19 protein-coding genes and 1 tRNA gene are annotated in these 19,483 nt (G+C 70.0%); 7 read left to right on the plus strand and 13 right to left on the minus strand.

The window, feature by feature from the left end; all coding sequences use genetic code 11:
- Positions 1-8: 8 nt before the first annotated feature.
- Genes ACIRP7_RS11850 through ACIRP7_RS11865 form a run of 4 tightly spaced genes read right to left on the minus strand, consistent with a single transcriptional unit; the run spans position 9 to position 4,406 of the window.
- Positions 9-947 (minus strand): MerR family transcriptional regulator, encoded by a 939-nt coding sequence (locus ACIRP7_RS11850; RefSeq protein WP_403656729.1) that lies wholly within the window; start codon positions 945-947, stop codon positions 9-11.
- Positions 944-1,813, minus strand: a complete 870-nt coding sequence (locus ACIRP7_RS11855; protein WP_403656732.1) for a metal-dependent hydrolase — start codon at positions 1,811-1,813, stop codon at positions 944-946. The genes ACIRP7_RS11850 and ACIRP7_RS11855 overlap by 4 nt, the downstream gene beginning before the upstream one ends.
- The gene (locus tag ACIRP7_RS11860; protein WP_403656735.1) at positions 1,810-3,567 is read right to left on the minus strand and encodes an SDR family oxidoreductase; all 1,758 of its coding nucleotides are present in this window, start codon (positions 3,565-3,567) and stop codon (positions 1,810-1,812) included. Before ACIRP7_RS11860 ends, ACIRP7_RS11855 begins: the two co-directional genes overlap by 4 nt.
- Positions 3,564-4,406, minus strand: a complete 843-nt coding sequence (locus tag ACIRP7_RS11865) for a M24 family metallopeptidase (protein WP_403656738.1) — start codon at positions 4,404-4,406, stop codon at positions 3,564-3,566. Before ACIRP7_RS11865 ends, ACIRP7_RS11860 begins: the two co-directional genes overlap by 4 nt.
- Positions 4,407-4,606: 200 nt before the next feature.
- Here ACIRP7_RS11865 and ACIRP7_RS11870 point away from each other — a divergent pair, with 200 nt between their 5' ends.
- From ACIRP7_RS11870 to ACIRP7_RS11900, 7 genes are all read left to right on the plus strand, one after another.
- On the plus strand, positions 4,607-5,596 hold the full coding sequence (locus ACIRP7_RS11870) for an ABC transporter ATP-binding protein (protein ID WP_403657140.1): 990 nt from the start codon (positions 4,607-4,609) through the stop codon (positions 5,594-5,596).
- Positions 5,586-6,494, plus strand: coding sequence for an ABC transporter permease (locus ACIRP7_RS11875; protein WP_403656741.1), 909 nt, complete (start codon positions 5,586-5,588; stop codon positions 6,492-6,494). Before ACIRP7_RS11870 ends, ACIRP7_RS11875 begins: the two co-directional genes overlap by 11 nt.
- Entirely contained in the window at positions 6,491-7,402 is a 912-nt protein-coding gene (locus ACIRP7_RS11880; RefSeq protein ID WP_403656744.1) for an ABC transporter ATP-binding protein, read from the plus strand. Before ACIRP7_RS11875 ends, ACIRP7_RS11880 begins: the two co-directional genes overlap by 4 nt.
- A 9-nt stretch (positions 7,403-7,411) precedes the next feature.
- Positions 7,412-8,131, plus strand: coding sequence for an ABC transporter permease subunit (locus tag ACIRP7_RS11885; protein WP_266562505.1), 720 nt, complete (start codon positions 7,412-7,414; stop codon positions 8,129-8,131).
- A 106-nt stretch (positions 8,132-8,237) separates the two neighbouring features.
- Positions 8,238-8,435: a hypothetical protein gene (locus ACIRP7_RS11890; RefSeq protein WP_007383214.1), complete on the plus strand. Its 198-nt coding sequence runs from the start codon at positions 8,238-8,240 to the stop codon at positions 8,433-8,435.
- A gap of 266 nt (positions 8,436-8,701) precedes the next feature.
- Positions 8,702-8,789: transfer RNA gene (locus ACIRP7_RS11895), tRNA-Ser, on the plus strand.
- Between the two features lie 135 nt (positions 8,790-8,924).
- Entirely contained in the window at positions 8,925-9,092 is a 168-nt protein-coding gene (locus tag ACIRP7_RS11900; RefSeq protein ID WP_403656747.1) for a hypothetical protein, read from the plus strand.
- Between the two features lie 281 nt (positions 9,093-9,373).
- Here the strand turns inward: ACIRP7_RS11900 and ACIRP7_RS11905 are convergent, their stop codons facing one another.
- The 9 genes from ACIRP7_RS11905 to ACIRP7_RS11945 form a co-directional block, all read right to left on the minus strand.
- Entirely contained in the window at positions 9,374-10,177 is an 804-nt protein-coding gene (locus ACIRP7_RS11905) for an HAD family hydrolase (protein ID WP_403656750.1), read from the minus strand.
- Positions 10,174-11,451, minus strand: a complete 1,278-nt coding sequence (gene serS / locus ACIRP7_RS11910) for a serine--tRNA ligase (protein ID WP_403656753.1) — start codon at positions 11,449-11,451, stop codon at positions 10,174-10,176. Before serS ends, ACIRP7_RS11905 begins: the two co-directional genes overlap by 4 nt.
- 531 nt (positions 11,452-11,982) lie before the next feature.
- On the minus strand, positions 11,983-12,915 hold the full coding sequence (gene pheA, locus ACIRP7_RS11915) for a prephenate dehydratase (protein WP_403656756.1): 933 nt from the start codon (positions 12,913-12,915) through the stop codon (positions 11,983-11,985).
- A 162-nt stretch (positions 12,916-13,077) separates the two neighbouring features.
- The gene (efeB, locus tag ACIRP7_RS11920; protein ID WP_403656759.1) at positions 13,078-14,355 is read right to left on the minus strand and encodes an iron uptake transporter deferrochelatase/peroxidase subunit; all 1,278 of its coding nucleotides are present in this window, start codon (positions 14,353-14,355) and stop codon (positions 13,078-13,080) included.
- Between the two features lie 8 nt (positions 14,356-14,363).
- Positions 14,364-16,304, minus strand: coding sequence for a copper resistance CopC/CopD family protein (locus tag ACIRP7_RS11925; RefSeq protein WP_403656762.1), 1,941 nt, complete (start codon positions 16,302-16,304; stop codon positions 14,364-14,366).
- 13 nt (positions 16,305-16,317) lie between these two features.
- Positions 16,318-16,770 (minus strand): copper chaperone PCu(A)C, encoded by a 453-nt coding sequence (locus tag ACIRP7_RS11930; protein ID WP_403656765.1) that lies wholly within the window; start codon positions 16,768-16,770, stop codon positions 16,318-16,320.
- Positions 16,767-17,423, minus strand: a complete 657-nt coding sequence (locus tag ACIRP7_RS11935) for an SCO family protein (protein WP_403656768.1) — start codon at positions 17,421-17,423, stop codon at positions 16,767-16,769. Before ACIRP7_RS11935 ends, ACIRP7_RS11930 begins: the two co-directional genes overlap by 4 nt.
- A 126-nt stretch (positions 17,424-17,549) precedes the next feature.
- On the minus strand, positions 17,550-18,296 hold the full coding sequence (locus ACIRP7_RS11940; RefSeq protein ID WP_403656771.1) for a YcnI family protein: 747 nt from the start codon (positions 18,294-18,296) through the stop codon (positions 17,550-17,552).
- Between the two features lie 154 nt (positions 18,297-18,450).
- On the minus strand, positions 18,451-19,272 hold the full coding sequence (locus ACIRP7_RS11945; protein ID WP_403656774.1) for a hypothetical protein: 822 nt from the start codon (positions 19,270-19,272) through the stop codon (positions 18,451-18,453).
- Positions 19,273-19,483 lie beyond the last annotated feature (211 nt).

A 19,483-nucleotide genomic window follows, 5' to 3' on the forward strand; every position in this document is an offset into this window, starting at 1 on the left:
CTGTCATGTCAGCCCTCTTCGTCAAGATCGAATGGGGGACGCCCACTTGACGTGAGCGCATCCAACTTCCTTGCGCGCACCTCCCGTTCAGCCGCCAGCACAAAGAACTCCGCCACCCGCTCCGCCCCCACCAGCCCTTCCACCGCCCGCATCGTCTCCTCGGGCACGGCCACGGAACGTGACGCCGGACGCCCGTCCGGCGCCTTCCCGGAGTCGAGGTGCTGCCGCAGCTGCCGTACCGCCAACAGCCGCATCGCACGGGCGAGTTCGGCGTCCACAGTCAGTTGCGCGAGGGGCCGCAGCCGTCGTACGAGTGAGGCCGCTTCGACGGCGTCGGCGTCGGTCGGCCGGTGCGGTCCTTGCAGGTAGCGGGCGAAGACGTACTCGGTGGTGAACTCCAGGAATCGGGCGGCGATGTGCTCGACCTGACCCCTCAACTCCCGCAGATGGCCCGAGATCGCCGAGAGTGGGACCCCGGCCGCGTGCAACTCGACGGCCACGGCGAGCTCTTGGGGGCTCGGCACGAGGAAGGAGTCCTCGTCGCCGGGCACCGGCTCCAGCACGCCGAGCTCCACCGCCTCGGCGACGGCGGCCTCGTCGGGGATGCCGCCGAAGCGTGTGTCCAGTTCGGCGCGGGACATCCGGACGGCCTCCTCGTCGGTCCACGGGCCGTCGACCTCGGCGACCAGTCCGAGGATCCCGCCGAGGCCGCGGCCGGAGTCGTAGGCCTCCAGGAGCTCCTTGATGGAGGCCAGGCCGTAGCCGCGGTCGAGGAGGTCGGCGATCTGCCGCAGCCGGGCGAGGTGGGTGTCGGTGTAGAGGTTGGCGCGGCCGCGGCGCTCGGGGCGGGGGAGCAGTCCGCGGTCCTGGTAGGCGCGGATGGTGCGGACGGTGGCGCCGCTGAGGTGGGCGAGGTCCTCGATCCGGTAGGCAGGGGTGTCGCTCACGAGGCCGCCCTCGCCGCCGGTGACCGCTTCAGATACTCCACCGCACGGCTCAACGACCCTTCCCGCGAGGGGTGGTAGGACCGCCGCAGATATCGCGGTACGGCCGCGCCCAGTTCCCGCCAGGGCGGCAGCAGACCTTTTCGTACGGCCTTCTCGTGCTCCTTGAGGGTGTAGCGCAGGCGCCCGGCCAGCTGTGGATCGTGGCGTATCAGGTAGGCCGTCCCCCATACCCACAGGTACAGCATCACCGGGGCGGTCACCGCCATGCCCGCGATCCGGCGGCCGTAGCGGGGTGTGCCGGTGCCGCCGCAGTGCTGGTACATGTCGAAGGCGACCGCGCGGTGTTCGACCTCCTCGGCGCCGTGCCAGCGCAGCAGGTCGAGCATGACCTCGTCGGCGCCGGCCCGGTCGAGGCCGTCGGCGGCCAGGACCCAGTCGCCGAGCACCGCCGTGAACTGCTCGACAGCGGCGACGACCGACAGCCGGAACCGCAGCCACTCGCGCGCGGGGACGGGCGCGTTGAAGGGTGGGCGCTCGCCGAGCAGACGCTGGAAGAGGAAGTCGACGTACTTGGTGAAGGCGGCGGTGTCGAGCCGCTGCTCCGCCAGGTGGTCCAGTACGTGCGTGTGCTGGACGCTGTGCGTGGCCTCCTGGCCCATGAACCCCTTGACGTCGGCGAGGAGTTCGGGGTCCCCGACCAGCGGCAGTGCCTCTTTGAAGACCTTCACGAACCAGCGCTCCCCCGCCGGCAGCAGCAGGTGCAGCACATTGATGACGTGGGTGGCGGTGGGCTCGTCGGGGATCCAGTGCAGGGGAGTGCGGGACCAGTCGAAGGCCACTCGGCGCGGGGCGATCCGGTGGCTCACTGCGGCGGCTCCAGCCGTGCGATCGCCCGGAGTGCCTTCGGCGCCCACCGGGCCATGGCGTACGCGCCCCGGGCCTCGGGGGTGACCGGTACGACGGCCTGGTTGCGCACGACCGCCTTCAGGATCGCGTCGGCGACTTTCTCGGGCGGGTAGTTCCGCAGCTTGTAGAGGCGAGCCGTGCGCTTCTGGCGGCGTTTCTCCTCCTCGGCGTCGACGCCCGCGAAGCGCGCGGTGGAGGTGATGCCGGTGTTGACGAAGCCGGGGCAGATCGCCGAGACACCGATCCCCCGGCCCGCCAGTTCCGCGCGCAGGCTCTCGCTGAGCATGAGGACGGCGGCCTTGGAGGTGCCGTAGGCGGCCAGCGCCCTGGAGGGCTGGTAGGCGGCCGCCGAGGCGGTGTTGACGATGTGGCCGCCCTGTCCGCGCTCGGCCATCTGCCTGCCGAAGAGGCGGCAGCCGTGGATGACTCCCCACAGGTTGACGTCGAGGACCTTCTTCCAGTCATCGACGGTGGTGTCGAAGAAGGAGCCGCCGAGGCCGATGCCGGCGTTGTTGACCAGGACGTCCACCACGCCGTATTCGGCGGCGACCTTGTCGGCGAGCTTCTCCATGGCCTGTTCGTCGGAGACGTCGACGGTCTCCGCCCAGGCCTCGGGGGCGCCGAGCAGCCGCGACAGTTCGGCGGTGCGGGCGGCGGACTCGGCGTCCCGGTCGACGGCCACCACGCGCGCGCCGGCCTCGGCGAAGGCGAACGCGGTGGCCCGCCCGATGCCGCTGCCCGCGCCGGTGATCAGGACGAGCTGTCCGCCGAACCGGTCGGCGTACTTCCCGGTCGCCGAGGCAGTGGTCCGGCCGCCTTCGACGGACGTCACGAACTCCGTGATCCACGCCGTCAGCTGGTCGGGCCGGGAGCGGGGGATCCAGTGCTTGGCGGGGAGGGTGCGCCGGGTCAGCTGGGGTGCCCACTGCTCCAGGCCGTCGTAGAGCTTCTCCGAGAGGAAGGCGTCCCCCAGGGGCGTGATGAGCTGCACGGGCGCGTGTGCGTACGCGTCGGTGCGCGGGCGGCGCAGCCGGGAGCGGACGTTGTCCCGGTACAGCCAGGCGCCGTGGGCGGCGTCGGTGGGTAGCGAGGGGGTCGGGTAGCCGTTGGCGGGGACCTTCTCGGCGCGCTCCAGCATGCGGGGCCAGGCCTTGCCGAGCGGGCCGTGCCAGGCCAGTTCGGGCAGGACGGGGGTGTACAGCGCGTACACGTACCAGGACTTGGCGCCCTGGGCGACGAGCTGGCCGACCCGGCGGGGGGTGGGGCGCCTGATGCGGCCGGCGATCCAGTGGCCGAAGTGGTCGAGGGACGGTCCGGACATCGAGGTGAAGGAGGCGATGCGGCCCTGGGTGCGCCGGACGGTGACGAACTCCCAGGCCTGCACCGAGCCCCAGTCGTGTCCGACCAGGTGCACGGGTCGGTCCGGGCTGACGGCGTCCGCGACGGCCAGGAAGTCGTCCGTCAGCTTCTCCAGCGTGAACCCTCCGCGCAGCGGTTTCGGGGCCGTCGAGCGGCCATGGCCGCGGACGTCGTAGAGGACGACGTGGAAGCGGCCGGCGAGCCGGGAGGCGACCTCGGACCAGACCTCCTTGCTGTCCGGGTAGCCGTGCACCAGGACCACGGTCGGCTGCCCGGGGTCGCCGAGTTCGGCCACGCACAGGTCGACGCCGCCGGTCCGTACCCGGCGCTCGCGTGCACCTTCGAGCAAGGTCACTTCTCCTCCGCCCAGCGCCGCACGTGCGGCAGATCGTCGTCCAGCCAGAAGGCGCTCTGCTCGGGGTCCTCGGAGTCGGTGACGACCAGGATCTCCTCGAACTTGGCGCCGGTGCCCCGGAAGCCGAGGTGGGGTTCGACCGCCCACAGGCCCGGCTGCGGCGGGTGGTCGGAGAAGCGGTACGGCGACCACAGGGGCGACCAGCCCGCACGGTGACCGCGCAGCGCGTCGGCCGCCAGGCCCTTGAGGGACTGGGTGCCGAACCCGAACACATGCGGTGTCCAGCGGCGCTGCTTGACCTGGTCGACCTTGTGGGCGATCACACCGAAGGGGTACGCGCGGTGCCGGTTGGCGTAGCCCTGGCGGACCATGAGGCGGTCGACGTCCTCGTAGATCTCGCGCAGTGACCGCCGCTCGCGGACCTCGCGCAGGATCAGCTCGCGGTGGGCCTCCAGGTCGGCCATCAGCCTGTCCTGGACGGGGTTGACGCCGAGTGATCCGGAGTAGCCGATGTCCGCGGTGTATCCCTCGTAGATCGGGGCCATGTCCAGGATGAACGGCATCCCGGGCTCCAGGCGGCGGTCGGTGGGGAAGAACTGGAGCGGGACGCGGAAGCCCGTGAACGCCGTGCGGTCCCCGAACCAGGCGAAGGGCAGATGGAACCAGTCCCGTACGCCCCGCTCGCGCAGCCATGCGCGCTGCATCCGGGCGGCCTGCCGCTCGGTGATGCCGGGTTCCAGCCGGGCCGCGACCGCCTCCGCGCACTCGTACGCGAGCCGCTGGACCTGCCGGAATCCCCGCAACCGGGTGGTGAGTCCGCTGTTCACTGCCGTCGTCATGCCGCCTCGTCCCCGTCGACTGCGGTACGTGCCCGTAACGTGACACTGGCGAATGTGACAGTCATCAGAGGCTGCGTCAATAGGGTGAGTGAGACCTCAGGGTGACCCTTAGGTGCCCGTACGTCTGGAGTCTGATGCCGATGCAGCTCTACGGAGTGACGACCTGAGTGGTCCGCATCACTACCGTCTATGACGTGACTGTGATCGCGACCGAAAGCCTGAGCAAGCGGTTCCCCCGGGTGACCGCGCTTGACCGGCTCTCCTTGGACGTCGGACCCGGTGTTACCGGACTCGTCGGAGCCAACGGAGCCGGCAAGTCCACCATGATCAAGATCCTGCTGGGTCTGTCCCCCGCCTCCGAGGGCCGTGCCGAAGTGCTCGGGCTCGACGTCGCGACCAAGGGCGCCGCCATCCGCGAGCGGGTCGGCTACATGCCGGAGCACGACTGCCTGCCGCCCGACGTCTCGGCCACCGAGTTCGTCGTGCACATGGCCCGCATGTCCGGTCTGCCGCCCACCGCCGCCCGCGAGCGCACCGCGGACACCCTGCGCCATGTCGGTCTCTACGAGGAGCGCTACCGCCCCATCGGCGGCTACTCCACCGGCATGAAGCAGCGCGTGAAGCTCGCGCAGGCCCTGGTGCACGACCCGCAGCTGGTCCTCCTCGACGAGCCGACCAACGGCCTCGACCCGGTCGGCCGCGACGACATGCTGGGCCTGATCCGCCGCATCTACACCGACTTCGGCATCTCGGTCCTGGTCACCTCGCACCTGCTGGGCGAGCTGGAGCGCACCTGCGACCACGTCGTCGTCATCGACGGCGGCAAGCTCCTGCGCTCCAGCTCCACCACCGACTTCACCCAGATCACGACGACCCTCGCGGTCGAGGTCACCGACACCGACGAGCACCCGGACGGCACCCGCGCGGTGCGCGAGGCGCTCCACGCGCGCGGGGTGGAGGTCCTCGACTCCCGGAGCGCTCTGCCGGGCGCCGGCCACGTCCTGCTGCTGACCGCACAGGGCGAGGACACCTACGACGTCGTCCGGGACGTCGTCGCCGACCTCGGCCTCGGCCTGGTGCGCATGGAACAGCGCAGGCACCACATCTCGGAAGTCTTCACCAACGAGGACTCGAGCGCGGGCTCGAGCGACGCAGCGCACCGGAAGGAGGCCGTCGGCCATGGCAATTGAGCACCCTGTCACCGCCCCCTCGGGCGACCAGACCCGCATCCACAACATCGGCTACCGCACCTACGACGGCCCTCGCCTGGGCCGCTCCTACGCCACCCGCTCGCTCTACTCGCAGTCCCTGCGCGGTGCCTACGGTCTCGGCCGCTCGGTCAAGTCCAAGGTGCTGCCGATGCTGCTGTTCGTCGTGATGTGCGTGCCCGCGGCCATCATGGTGGCCGTCGCGGTCGCCACCAAGGCGAACGACCTGCCCGTCGACTACACCCGCTACGCGATCATCATGCAGGCCGTCATCAGCCTGTACGTCGCCTCGCAGGCCCCTCAGTCCGTCTCGCGCGACCTGCGCTTCAAGACCGTGCCGCTCTACTTCTCGCGGCCCATCGAGACCGCCGACTACGTGCGCGCGAAGTACGCGGCGCTGGCCTCCGCGATGTTCATCCTCACCGCCGCCCCCCTCATCGTGCTCTATGTGGGCGCGCTGCTGGCCAAGCTGGACTTCACCGACCAGACCAAGGGGTTCGGGCAGGGACTCGTCTCGGTGGCGCTGCTCTCGCTCCTCTTCGCCGGTATCGGCCTGGTCATCGCGTCGGTCACTCCGCGCCGCGGCTTCGGCATCGCTGCCGTCATCGCCGTCATGACCATCTCCTACGGCGCGGTCTCCACCCTCCAGGCGATCGCCGATGCCCAGGGCAGCTCCAGTGCCGTCCCGTGGATCGGCCTGTTCTCGCCGGTCACGCTCATCGACGGACTGCAGTCCGCGTTCCTCGGCGCGAGCTCGGCGTTCCCGGGAGCGGTCGGTCCGTCGAACGGCGAGGGCGTGGTCTACGTCCTGGCCGTCCTCGGCCTGATCGCCGCGAGCTACGGCCTCCTGATGCGTCGCTACAAGAAGGTGGGACTGTGACCACGCTCCAGATCGACCATGTCTCCCGCTGGTTCGGCAACGTGGTCGCCGTCAACGACATCACCATGACGATCGGCCCCGGCGTCACCGGCCTCCTCGGCCCCAACGGCGCCGGAAAGTCCACCCTCATCAACATGATGGGCGGCTTCCTGGCCCCCTCCACCGGCACCGTCACCCTCGACGGACAGCAGGTGTGGCGCAACGAGGCGATCTACAAGCACATCGGCATCGTCCCCGAGCGCGAGGCGATGTACGACTTCCTCACCGGCCGCGAATTCGTCGTCGCCAACGCCGAGTTGCACGGACTCGGCGCCAAGGCCGCCCAGAAGGCGCTGGCCACGGTCGAGATGGAGTACGCGCAGGACCGCAAGATCTCGACGTACTCCAAGGGCATGCGCCAGCGCGTGAAGATGGCGTCCGCCCTGGTCCACGAGCCCTCTCTGCTCCTGCTCGACGAGCCGTTCAACGGCATGGACCCGCGTCAGCGCATGCAGCTCATGGACCTGCTGCGGCGCATGGGCGACGAGGGCCGCACCGTGCTGTTCTCCTCGCACATCCTCGAAGAGGTCGAGCAACTCGCCTGGCACATCGAGGTCGTCGTCGCGGGCCGGCACGCGGCCAGCGGCGACTTCCGCAAGATCCGCCGCCTGATGACGGACCGCCCGCACCGCTACCTGGTGCGTTCCAGCGACGACCGCGCCCTCGCGGCCGCGCTGATCGCCGACCCCTCGACGTCCGGCATCGAAGTCGACCTGACGGAAGGCGCGTTGCGCATCCAGGCCGTCGACTTCGGCCGCTTCACCACGCTGTTGCCCAAGGTCGCGCGCGACCACGGCATCCGGCTGCTCACGGTCTCGCCGTCCGACGAGTCGCTCGAGTCCGTCTTCTCGTATCTCGTCGCGGCGTAGGAGGCCAAGATGTACGACCCCACAGTCGCCCGACTCACCTACCGGGCCCTGCTCGGCCGACGCCGGGCCCTCATTCTGGGCGCCCTGCCCCTGCTGCTGATCGTGATCTCCGTGATCGTGCGCGCGCTGGTCGGCGCCGACGACCAGACCGCCTCCGACCTGCTGGGCGGGCTCGCGCTCGCCACCATGGTGCCGATCATCGGTGTCATCGCGGGAACCGGCGCGATCGGCCCGGAGATCGACGACGGCTCGGTGGTGTACCTGCTGTCCAAGCCGGTCAAGCGGCCGACGATCATCTTCACCAAGCTGATCGTGGCGATCGCCGTGACGATGGTGTTCTCGGCCCTGCCGACGCTGATCGCGGGCTTCATCCTCAACGGCAACGGCCAGCAGATCGCCGTCGCCTACACGGTGGCCGCGCTGGTCTCCTCGATCGCCTACGCGGCGCTCTTCCTGCTGCTCGGCACGGTGTCCCGGCACGCGGTGGTCTTCGGGCTCGTCTACGCGCTGGTCTGGGAGGCCCTGTTCGGGTCCCTGGTCGCCGGGGCGAGGACCCTGAGCGTCCAGCAGTGGTCCCTGGCCGTCGCCCACAAGGTCGCCGGCGGGGACCTGGTCACCTCGGACGTCGGGTTGCCGACGGCCACGGTGCTGCTGGTCGTGGTGACCGTCCTCGCGACGTGGTACGCGGGACAGAAGCTGCGGTCGCTGACGCTGGCGGGCGAGGAGTAGGCGCCCTCAAGTTGCGCTGACATCCCGCTTATTGACAGGGACTTCATCGTTGTCCGGCCACACTGGACAAAGGGGAAGGTCCGGCTGCGAGTCGAAGGGAACGGGCATGGCAGACGACTGGGACGACCTGGTCCTCGACGAGGACTTCATACGGTCCGCGGGGACGACCGAGCCGTCTGCCCGTGCCCGGATGCTGGCGGCGCGCTGGCGTGACGAGGAGCCCGAACCGCAGCCCTGGCGCTCCGACGAGCCGCCTGCCGGGTGGTTCTTCAGCAAGCGCCGGCGGCGGTGGCGGCGCCGGTAGGCTCGAACACGCGGCCGTATTTAATCGGTGGCGCCCAACTCGTCGTACCGGCAGAGTGGTTGTTGTCCACACCGCCGGACGACGGTCCGGCGCCACGTTCTGGGGAGGAGCCGGACGATGTCCATGCACGACAGTACGTCCAGCTCCCGCCAGGGCAGCCCGCGGAGGACTCCGGTGTAGTTACGCCACCGTCGAGTCCACCCGCAGGTAGCCCGGGGCGGCCGCTTCGAGCACGCGATGTCGCTCTCGCGTGAGGCCGCCCACCCGGAGGATTGGCCGAGTGGTAAGGCACCGGCTTGCTAAGCCGTGGTCGGGCCTGGAAAGCCCGCGCACGTTCGATTCGTGCATCCTCCGCGAGACGTTGTCACTGGGACTTGGCCGGGTTTATTGGCCGGAGTACGTCAAGAAGGCCGGCGGTTTCGGCTCGGTGCTGCCGCGGCTGTCGATCGAGTAGGGGGGCGGAGCCTTCGGCGGCCCGGGAACCTGCCGGTGCAGGCGGCCACCGGCAAGGACATGGTCGAGGAGTGCGGCGGTGGGCGGGCCGGTTGCCGCGATATCGCCGACCAACTCGGCCTCCGGCAATGCGCCGCAGTGGGGCAGGCGATGGCACCGGCCTTCGACGAGTTCCTGGCCGGGGCGGGCGTCGCCCCGCCGTAGGCGCCCCGTACACGCGTCAGCTTCCGTCCAGTTCCTGGCCCGGGCCGGGCTACGGCCGCAGTGGGACCGGCGATGGTGTCGGCCTTCGACGAGCTCCGGTGCAGCACAGGCAGCGTCGGGCCGTAGGAACCCGCTGCACGCGTCGGACTTCGAGGAGCTCCTGGCCGAGCCGGGCAGCACCCCGTACACACTCCGGCACAGCCAGAGCCCTGGTCCCTCGGCGGCCCGGCCCCGTGTTCTGGTTTGACGAGCTTCTCGGCCCGTCGGACGGCCCGTAGTCGTCAGCCGAGCAAGCGCTCCAGGACCACCGCGATCCCGTCCTCCTCGTTGGAGGACGTCACCTCGTCGGCCACTGCCTTGAGTTCCTCGTGTGCGTCCGCCATCGCCACGCCGTAGGACGCCCAGGCGAACATCGGGATGTCGTTGGGCATGTCGCCGAAGGCGATCGTGTCCGCGGCCTTCAGTCCCAGGCGGCGGGCGGCCAGGGACAGACCGGTCGCCTTCGACAGGCCCAGCGGGAGCAGTTCGACGATGCCCTCACCCGACATCGCGACCGTGACGAAGCCACCCGCGGCCCGCTGCGCCGCCTCGGCCAGTTCGTCGTCCGACAGCTCGGGATGCTGCACGTAGATCTTGTTCAGCGGGGCGGCCCACAGATCCGACGCGTCCGTGAACGGCATCGACGGCAGGGCCCCCGTCACCGCGTAGCCCGGCCCGACCAGCACGTCGCCGTCGAGGCCGTCGCGGCTCGCCGCCAGATACAGCGGACCGACCTCCGCCTCGATCTTCGCGAGGGCCACGCCCGCCAGCTGCCGGTCCAGCGTGACCGACGTCAGCAGACGGTGCTCACCGGCGTGGTACACCTGTGCGCCCTGCCCGCAGACCGCGAGACCGTCGTAACCGAGGTCGTCGAGGATGTGCCGGGTCCAGGGGACCCCGCGTCCCGTCACGACGATGTGGGCGGCGCCCGCCGCGGTGGCCGCGGCGAGCGCGTCACGGGTGCGCTGGGAGACCGACTCGTCGGAGCGCAGGAGCGTGCCGTCGAGGTCGGTCGCGACCAGCCGGTACGGAAAGGACTGACTCACTTGGCGACCGGCTCCAGCAGCTCCCGGCTGCCCAGATACGGACGCAGCACCTCGGGCACCCGCACCGAACCGTCGGCCAGCTGGTGGTTCTCCAGGATCGCCACGATCGTGCGCGGTACGGCGCACAGCGTGCCGTTGAGCGTCGCCAGCGGCTGGACCTTCTTGCCGTCCCGCATCCGCACGGACAGGCGGCGGGCCTGGAAGCCGTCACAGTTGGAGGCCGAGGTCAGCTCGCGGTACTTGCCCTGGGTCGGGATCCACGCCTCGCAGTCGAACTTGCGGGAGGCGGAGGCGCCGAGGTCGCCCGAGGCCACGTCGATGACCTGGAAGGGCAGCTCCAGGCCGGTCAGCCACTGCTTCTCCCAGTCCAGGAGCCGCTGGTGCTCGTTCTCCGCGTCCTCGGGGGCGACGTAGGAGAACATCTCGACCTTGTCGAACTGGTGCACACGGAAGATGCCCCGGGTGTCCTTGCCGTAGGTGCCGGCCTCGCGGCGGAAGCACGGCGAGAAGCCGGCGTAGCGCCGCGGCAGCTGGTCGGCGTCCAGGATCTCGTCCATGTGGTACGCGGCGAGCGGGACCTCGGAGGTGCCGACCAGGTAGTAGTCGTCCTTCTCCAGGTGGTAGACGTTCTCCGCGGCCTGGCCGAGGAAGCCGGTGCCCTCCATGGCGCGCGGGCGGACCAGCGCGGGGGTGAGCATCGGGGTGAAGCCGGCCTCGGTGGCCTGGGCGATCGCCGCGTTGACGAGCGCGAGCTCCAGAAGCGCGCCGACGCCGGTCAGGTAGTAGAAGCGCGAGCCGGACACCTTGGCGCCGCGCTCGACGTCGATGGCGCCCAGCGCCTCGCCGAGCTCCAGGTGGTCCTTGGGCTCGAAGCCCTCGGCGCCGAAGTCGCGGATGGTGCCGTGCGTCTCCAGGACGACGAAGTCCTCCTCGCCGCCGACGGGGACGTCGGGGTGGACGAGGTTGCCGAGCTGCAGGGCGAGGCGCTTGGTCTCGTCGTCGGCGTCGTTCTGCGCGGCCTCGGCGGCCTTGACGTCGGTCTTGAGCTGCTCCGCCTTCTGGAGCAGCTCGGCGCGCTCCTCCGGAGTGGCCTTGGGGATGAGCTTGCCGAGCGCCTTCTGCTCGGAACGCAGCTCGTCGAAGCGGACGCCGGACGACCTGCGCCGCTCGTCGGCAGACAGGAGGGCGTCGACGAGGGCGACGTCCTCTCCACGGGCGCGCTGGGACGCGCGCACTCGGTCGGGGTCCTCACGGAGCAGGCGAAGGTCAATCACGCGGTCAAGGCTACCGGTGCGGGGATACGGCCCACGACTCACTATTCCCAGCCGTACCGAATCATGGCTTACATGCCGTTATGGGTGAATTGCGGAGCGTGTCAATGAAGGGCGCCCGGGGTCACCGGTAAGAGGCCACGCGTGGAGGTCGGGTTGACTCGACTCCCTTGCGGGGGCAGGGACTTGGCGTGCGGTTGTCCACAGGGATCCACACCCCTCGAGAAGTTATCCACAGGGTGTGCGGAGGATCTGTGGATTTCGGAATTGATCACGTCGAAACCCGGTGATCACACCGAGGATTCCCATCGCAAACCCACTTCTACCGCTACTTTCGAGTGGAAAGGGGTCACCCCAAAGGATTGCCTAAAGGAAAACAGTGGACGAAGGGCGACCTGCGTGCGTGTGGACACGGGTGGGCCTTGAGGGGCGATTTGTCGACAGGGTCACCTTTCGCTGTCGACTTGTCCCCAGGTCGAGAAGCGCACCTGTGGATAACTCCTGTGGATAACTAAAATCTGCAGGTAGGACCGGTTAGAAACGGCCGTCCTGGCACCGGGCCACCCAGTCCGACGCCGCCACGAACTCCTCGTCCGAGGTGCCGACGAGCGGCGCCCGCAGCTCCGCCGGCTCTTTGTCCGCACGCGGGTACGAACCGAGGAAACGCACCTCGTGGCAGACCCGCTTCAGCCCCATCAGCGCTTCCGCCACCCGGCGGTCGGTGATGTGGCCCTCGGCGTCGATGCAGAAGCAGTAGTTGCCGATGCCGGCGCCCGTGGGCCGGGACTGGAGCAGCATCAGGTTGATGCCGCGCGTGGCGAACTCGCCGAGCAGGTCGCGCAGTCCGCCGGGGTGGTCGTCGCGCTGCCACAGCACGACGGAGGTCTTGTCGGCTCCGGTGGGTGCGGCTGGCCGGGCCGGGCGGCCGACCAGCACGAATCGCGTCTGCGCGTTCTCAGCGTCGTGGATTTCGGTCTCCAGCGCCTGGAGGCCGTACCGGGCGGCCGCGAACTCGCCGGCGAAGGCCGCGTCGTACTGCCCCTCCTGGACCAGCCGGGCGGCGTCCGCGTTCGAGGCGGCCGCCTCCCAGTGGACGTCCGGGAGGTGTTTCTTCAGCCAATTGCGCACCTGCGGCTGGGCGGCGGGGTGTGCGGAGACCGTCTTGATGTCCGTGAGTTCGGTGCCCGGCCTGACCAGCAGCGCGAAGGTGATCGACAGCAGCACCTCGCGGTAGATCATCAGCGGGGCGCCCGCGACCAGTTCGTCGAGGGTGGTGGTGATGCCGCCCTCGACGGAGTTCTCGATCGGCACGAACGCGGCCTCGGCCTCGCCCGCGCGCACCGCGTCCAGCGCGGACTGCACCGACACGTACGGGATCAGCTGCCGGGTCGCCGCCTCGGGAAGCGTCCGGAGCGCGACTTCGGTGAAGGTCCCCTCAGGGCCGAGATACGCATAGCTCGCTGGCATGACCTCACCCTAATGGCCCTTGCGGGACGGGAGGCACCTGTCTCACGAGTGCCCCTCCGCTGAGTGAAACCGCGTGACCGCAGGCCCTGCGTGGCGTTCGCGCGAACACCGCCATCTCCCTTGACGGCCGCCCTCCGCCTCGTACGGCCGTCCCCCGCGCCGTCACCCCTCCAGCAGCCGTTGTCCCACGTACTCCCCCTCCGCCGCCCCGCCCGGCACCGCGAACAGACCGCTTGCCTCGTGCCGGATGTACTGGGAGAGCGCGTCGCCGCGGTCGAGTTTGCGCTGGAGCGGGACGAAGCCGCGCAGCGGGTCGGCCTGCCAGCAGACGAAGAGCAGCCCGGCATCCGGTGTCCCGTCCACGTCGATGCCGTCGTGGTACGAGAACGGGCGGCGCAGGATGGCCGCGCCTCCGTTCTGGTCGGGCCGGGTGATCCGGGCGTGTGCGTTGATCGGCACCATCAGATCCCCCTTCGCGTCGGTCTTCTCCAGGTCCATCGCGGTCGTCTCGGTGCCCCCGGACAGCGCCGCGCCGTTCGCCTTCCGGCGCCCGATGACGGCCTCCTGGGCCGTGAGGGGCAGCTTCTCCCAGTCGTCCAACAGCATCCGGATCCGTCGTACGACGGCGTAGGAACCGTTCGCCATCCATGCCGGGGTGCCGGATTCCGGGACGAAGATGCGCTGGTCGAAGTCGGGCTCGCTCGGCTTCGGATTGCGTGTGCCGTCCAGCTGGCCCATGAGGTTGCGGGCCGTCATGGGGTGGGCCGTGGCCCCCGGTGTGCGGTTGAAGCCGTTCATCTGCCAGCGGACCTTCGCCGCGTTGCCCGCGTCCTTCTGGATGGCGCGCAGGGCATGGAAGGCGACCAGGGCGTCATTGGCGCCGATCTGCACCCACAGATCGCCGTTGCTGCGGGCCTTGTCGAGTTGGTCGGAGGAGAAGTCGGGCAGCGGGTCGAGGGCGACGGGACGCTGCTTCTCCAGCCCGGTACGGGCGAAGAAGCTGTGCCCGAAGCCGAAGGTCAACGTCAGCGAGGAGGGCCCGGCGTCCCGGGCGACATCGGTGTCGTGGGGCCCTGCGGCCTCCCCCGCCATCAGCCGCTTCGCCGTCTCGGACCAGCGACGCAGCAGCGCGGCGGCCTCTTTGCGGCCCGCGCCAGCCGCCAGGTCGAAGGCGACGAGGTGGCCGCGGGCCTGGAGGCCCTCGGTGATGCCGGGCTGATGTTTCACGTGAAACATCACCGCGGTGCTGCCCACGGAGGTCAGCGGAGTCGCTCCGGCGGGCGCGGCGGCGTACCCCGCGGCCCCGCCGGCCGCGCCGAGGACGAGCCCGGTGGCGCCGGCGGTGCCGAGCAGGGCACGGCGGGAGATGCCCTGCCGCGAAGAGGGACTCTCTTGCGCGGAGGCGCCTTCGTCGACGACGGGGAGGGACTGTTCAGCCATGGTGCGGTTCAGCCGATCTGCGCGTTCTTGGAGACGGTCGTCTGGTCGATGTCGGAGGTCCGTACGGTCACGGCGACCTTCCAGTCGCCGGCCATGGGGATCTGCACGTTGCTCGCCGACCAGTGGCCCGTGGCGATGCGGTCGGGGGTGATGGCCAGCGGCCCGATCTTCTTGGCCTCCAGGGTGAGGGCGACCTTCACCTCGGGGATGTCGAAGGCCCGGCCGTTGGTTCGCTGGACGTAGACGTGCATCTCGTTGCCGCCCACGCGCGCGGGGTCGAAGTCGACCGTCACGACGCCCTTGCCGTCCGTGCCGCCGGTGTCGAAGGACATGTCCAGGGTCACGGCCCCGGATCCGGCCGACGAGGAAGAGGAAGACGAAGAGGCCGCCTTGGCAGCCTTGGCGTCCTCCTCGGTACGGCCGGGCTCGGTCTGCGTCAGCACGGTCGTGACCGCCAGCAGGACCACCGCGACCCCTGCCTCGGCGAGCACCGAACGGCGCAGCCCGAACCGGTTCGGATCGGCGTCCCGTGTCCGCTTCTGCCGCGCGGTGTCCATCGCGGCCTGCTGCCGGGCGAGCTGAGCGGCCCGCTTGGAGCCGGCGCCCTTGGAACCCGCACCCTTGGACTTGCCGGAGCCGGAGCCGGAGCCGGAGCCGGAGCCGGAGCCGGACGCATTCGCTGCCACCCGCTCCTTCTGAGGTGCCCGCTTGCCCTGCCGTACGGCGGTGTCGGCCAGCTGTGCCGTCCACCGCCGCGAGATGAACGCGATGCCGACCAGCAGTGCCACCAGCCCGATCTTGACCAACAGCAGCTGCCCGTAGCGGGTCCCGGTGAACGCCGACCAGGAGCCGAGCTGCCGCCAGGACTGGTAGACGCCGGTCGCGACCAGCGCGACCACGCTGCCGAAGGCGACCTGGGAGAACCGTCGTACGGCGGCCGACTCGATCGGCGCGTCGGAGCGGTACAGCGCGACGAGCAGTGCGGTCAGTCCGCCGAGCCAGGTGGCGACGGCCAGCAGGTGGACGACGTCGACGGGCATCGCGATGCCCGCCTGGAGTCCGACCGAGGCGTGCTCGGCCATCGCCCAGCTCGCCGCGAGTCCGGCCGCGACGACGGTCCCGCCGATCGCGAGCCCGAAGGTGAGGTCCCGCTTCTCCTCGTCCTCGCGCTTGTCATAGGCACCGAAGAGCACGGAGATGAACAGCGCCGCCGCCGCGAGCAGCAGCAGCCGGGAGACCAGGGCCGCGCCCGCCTTGGTCTGGAGCACGTTCCCGAGCAGGTCCAGGTCGAAGATGTCCCCGACCTTCCCGGAGCCCGTGTAGGAGCCGCGCAGCAAGAGCAGCAGCAGGGTGGCCGAGGTGAGCGTGAGCCAGCCGCCGACGACGAGCCGCTGCATAGGCCGTACCCCGGCGCCGCACTGCCAGCAGCCGAGCACGAAGGCGGCGCCGCCCACCAGGACGATGAAACCGGCGTACGACATGTACCGCCCGAAGCCGTACAGCCAGCCGACGACTCCGCCGCCCGCCGTGTCCCCGGAGACGGAGACGGAGGTGGTCGAGGGGGCGCCGATGGAGAAGGTGTAGGCACCGGCGACGGGATGGCTGTCGGCGGAGACGACCTGGTAGGTGACGGTGTAGGTGCCGTCGGGCAGCCCGCTGTGGAGTTTCACGCCGTACGTCGTGCCGCCGGCCTCGAAGGGCTTGCCCTGCTGGACGGCCTTTCCCTTGGGGTCGAGGACCCGCAGCGAGTCGTCCGACAGGGCGACCTTCTCGGAGAAGGTCAGCGAGACCTGGTCGGGTGCCTTGTCGACCACCACCCCCTGCTGGGGGTCGCTGCCGGTGAGCGCGGCGTGCGCGGAGGCAGGCCCGGCCGTGGCCAGCAGCAGGCCGCACGCGGCCAGGAGCAGCAGTACCAGGGTCCGGACGCGGGGGGTGATGGTCTGCGTCAAGGTGGTCCCTCCCTCAGTGTCCGGTCTTCGGGACGTAGGTCGCCGACTTCACCGGCATCTTCACGACGACGGGGTCGGACTTGGCGAAGTGCAGTTCGACGGTGACCGTCTGACCCTGCTTCGGAGTCTGCTTCAGCTTGTCGAACATCAGATGGTTGGCGCCGCTTTTGAACACGAGTTGACCGTGGGCCGGTACGGGGAGGCGGGAGACCTCCTCCATCGCGCCGCCGGTGGTCTCGTGCATGGTGATCTCGCCGTCGTCGCTGGTGACCGAGGTCAGCTCGTCCTTCGACGAGCCGGAGTTGGAGATGGTCAGGAAGCCGGCGGCCATGTCGGCGGACACGGGCTGCGGGATGTAGGCGTCGGAGACGGTGAGGTCCGGCGAGGAGCCCCCGGAGTCCGAACAGCCGGCCAGCAGCAGGGCCGCCCCCGTCAGTATGGCGAGCCCGGTGGACGAACGGTTCACGGGTTCTGTCCCTTGATGATCTTGGGCAGGTCCTTGGTGTAGTCGTCGACGGTGGTGTCCTCGCCGTACAGGACGTATCCCTCGTCGGTCTTCGGGGAGAAGGCGACGACCTGGGTGCCGTGCACCGAGACGGTCTTGCCGGTCTTCTTGTCCTTGTGGGTCGGCTCGATGGAGATGCCGAGGGTGCGGGCGCTCGCCTGGATGGTGGCGAAGTCGCCGGTCAGGCCCACGAACCGGGTGTCGATGCCCTTGAGCCACTTGCCGAGCTCGGCCGGGGTGTCGCGGGCCGGGTCGGTGGTGACGAACACGACGGACAGCTTGTCCTGCTCGGACTTGGGCAGCTGCTTCTTCGCGACGGCGATGTTGTTCATCGTCAGCGGGCAGATGTCGGGGCAGTGGGTGTAGCCGAAGTAGATCAGCGTCGGCTTGCCCTTGGTCTCCTCGCGGAGGTCGTACTTCTCGCCCTTGGTGTCGGTGAGGACCAGGTCCGGCTTCTCGAACGGCTGGTCGAGGACGGTGGCCGCCTTGTCGGAGCCGGCCTCCTCGGAGACCACGGAGACGGGTGAGCCGCTGTCGTCACCGCTGCCGCAGGCGGAGAGGGTCAGGGTGGCGGCGGCGACCAGCGCGGCCGCGGCGAACATCTTCTTGCGCATATCAAAATGTCCCAGATGTAAGAATTCCGGTGCGCGCCGGGGCCGTACGACCCCGGCGGGCGTCCCGCGGAACACGCCGGAGGCGCGTCCCGCGGAACAGGTCAGGCATGCGTTTCGCGAGACAGGTCAGGCGTCGCTGCGTCGGCGGCCGGCGAGCACGCCGTAGGCCACGCCCAGGGCGCCGACGACGATGCCGACCACGCCGAGGACGCGGGCGGTGGTGTCACTGCTGTCGCCCGCGGAGGCCTCGGTGGTCGCGGCGGCGTTCTCGGTCTTGGCGTCCGCGTCCTCGGCGGCCGTCGAGCCGTGGTGTCCGTCCTCGGAGGCTGCGGACAGGGCGAGGACGGGAGCCGGCGTCTCGGGCTCCTCCGCGCCGTCCTCCTGGACCTCGATCCAGCGCACGACCTCCTTGTTGGAGTACGTCTGGATCGCCTTGAAGACCAGTTCGTCGGCGTCCTCGGGCAGGGCGCCGATGGAGACCGGGAACTTCTCGAAGTAGCCGGGCCGGATGCCGCTGTCCTTGCCGGCGGCGGTCCAGGTGACCTTGGAGACGGCCTCGGTGATCTGCTCGCCGTGCAACTCGATGGGCTTGGCGAGCTTGGACTTGGTGACCTCGATCTTCCAGCCCGGCATCGGCTCCGGCATGACCGAGGCCAGCGGGTGGTCGGTCGGGAAGTTGACCTCGAGCTTGGTGGTCGAGGCGTTGTCGCGCTCGTTGGGGACCTTGAAGTCCACGACCGCGTAACCGCCCTTGGCGGCGGTGCCCTCGGCGGCCACGCTGACGTGGGCGAACGCGGGTGAGGACAAGACGATGACGGAGGTGACGGCGGTGGCGGCGACGGCGCCGGTGGCGGCGAGACGAGAAGCCTTCATGAAGAGCACTCCGCTTCAAAGGGGCACTGTGAGGTGTGAGGAGAGATAGGCGTGCGCACACGCGCGTGCCGCACGACGGCGGCCTCTTCCTCACGACCGTCAGGAAGGTCCCGCTGGAACGTTCCTCAGGAAGTGGAGTGGTGGTCGCGTCGTGTCAGGCGGCGAGAACGAGCCCGGCGGCGGCCGGCGGCCCGCGCCTGATCACCGTGTGCTGGAGTGCCGCGGTACGCGGTCGGGGCGGCGCGAGCGGCGCCGCCGAGGAGGCGTACGACCCGGCCTCGGGAACCCCCGGCAGCCCCGCACGCAGGGCACGCACCAGCGCGAGCGCCCCGCGCAGGGATCGTACGAGCACCCCTTCCGCCACTGAATGCGCCGAGTACGCGGACAGTTCCACGAGCCGCAGCAGTGCGAGGTCCCCGCGCCGCAGCAGCCATCCGGCGGTGACGGCGGCGAGGACGTGGCCGAGGAGCATCGGCAGGGAGGGCAGCACGGAAGGCAGCACGGAGGAGCCGGCCATGGCGACGCCCGCGTGGTGCGTGCCAACCGTCGCGCCGGGGCCGGGATACAACTGTGCGTCGGTCAGGATCCGCTGCGCCTGCGCCGGACTGATCGCCGCGGCGGTGGTCCCGCACAACAGCCGCGCGGCCTGCTGGACCAGAGCGGTGTCGGACGCCGGCGGCATCGACGACATCGTCATCGTGGCCGTACCGTGCTGCCCGAGCCCGAACAGCACATGCAGCACGCTCTGTCCGACCGCGAGCAGCGTCGCGATCCCCGCCAGCGAGCGCTCGCGCCCGGCGAGAGGTGCCACGACGAGAACGGCCCCGACGAACCCCGCGCCGAGCGTCCACAGCGGAACCGTGGCGCAGGAGGCGATCGAGTGACCGGCCGCGGCCAGCACGACGCAGACCGCGGCGAACACCGCGGCCCGCAGAACCCGGAGATCGACTCCGGAGCGCGCGTGGGGGGCAGTCATGGCGGGCTCATCATCGCACTGGGCTTATGAGCGCCATACGGCAGGTCCACAAGATGACGTACGGGGTGTACGACCGGAAGGTCACTTCTGGTGCGTACTGCCCCACATACACCGTTCGTTGCGCCGGGCGCATCGTCCGTATGGGCGGCATCACGTCGAGGATGTGCTTACACCCGGTCATGCGTGGCAATACGTAACGGTATGTCGAGCC

It is taken from the genome of Streptomyces sp. NPDC102270 (assembly GCF_044766405.1).
Taxonomy (GTDB): domain Bacteria; phylum Actinomycetota; class Actinomycetes; order Streptomycetales; family Streptomycetaceae; genus Streptomyces.

Excerpts from the sequence above, each read along its gene's own strand:
- ACIRP7_RS11865 (WP_403656738.1), bottom strand. The coding sequence starts at position 4,406 with ATGACGACGGCAGTGAACAGCGGACTCACCACCCGGTTGCGGGGATTC.
- ACIRP7_RS11875 (WP_403656741.1), top strand. The coding sequence starts at position 5,586 with ATGGCAATTGAGCACCCTGTCACCGCCCCCTCGGGCGACCAGACCCGC.
- ACIRP7_RS11885 (WP_266562505.1), top strand. The coding sequence starts at position 7,412 with ATGTACGACCCCACAGTCGCCCGACTCACCTACCGGGCCCTGCTCGGC.
- ACIRP7_RS11890 (WP_007383214.1), top strand. The coding sequence starts at position 8,238 with ATGGCAGACGACTGGGACGACCTGGTCCTCGACGAGGACTTCATACGG.
- pheA (WP_403656756.1), bottom strand. The coding sequence starts at position 12,915 with ATGCCAGCGAGCTATGCGTATCTCGGCCCTGAGGGGACCTTCACCGAA.
- efeB (WP_403656759.1), bottom strand. The coding sequence starts at position 14,355 with ATGGCTGAACAGTCCCTCCCCGTCGTCGACGAAGGCGCCTCCGCGCAA.
- ACIRP7_RS11935 (WP_403656768.1), bottom strand. The coding sequence starts at position 17,423 with ATGCGCAAGAAGATGTTCGCCGCGGCCGCGCTGGTCGCCGCCGCCACC.
- ACIRP7_RS11940 (WP_403656771.1), bottom strand. The coding sequence starts at position 18,296 with ATGAAGGCTTCTCGTCTCGCCGCCACCGGCGCCGTCGCCGCCACCGCC.
- ACIRP7_RS11945 (WP_403656774.1), bottom strand. The coding sequence starts at position 19,272 with ATGACTGCCCCCCACGCGCGCTCCGGAGTCGATCTCCGGGTTCTGCGG.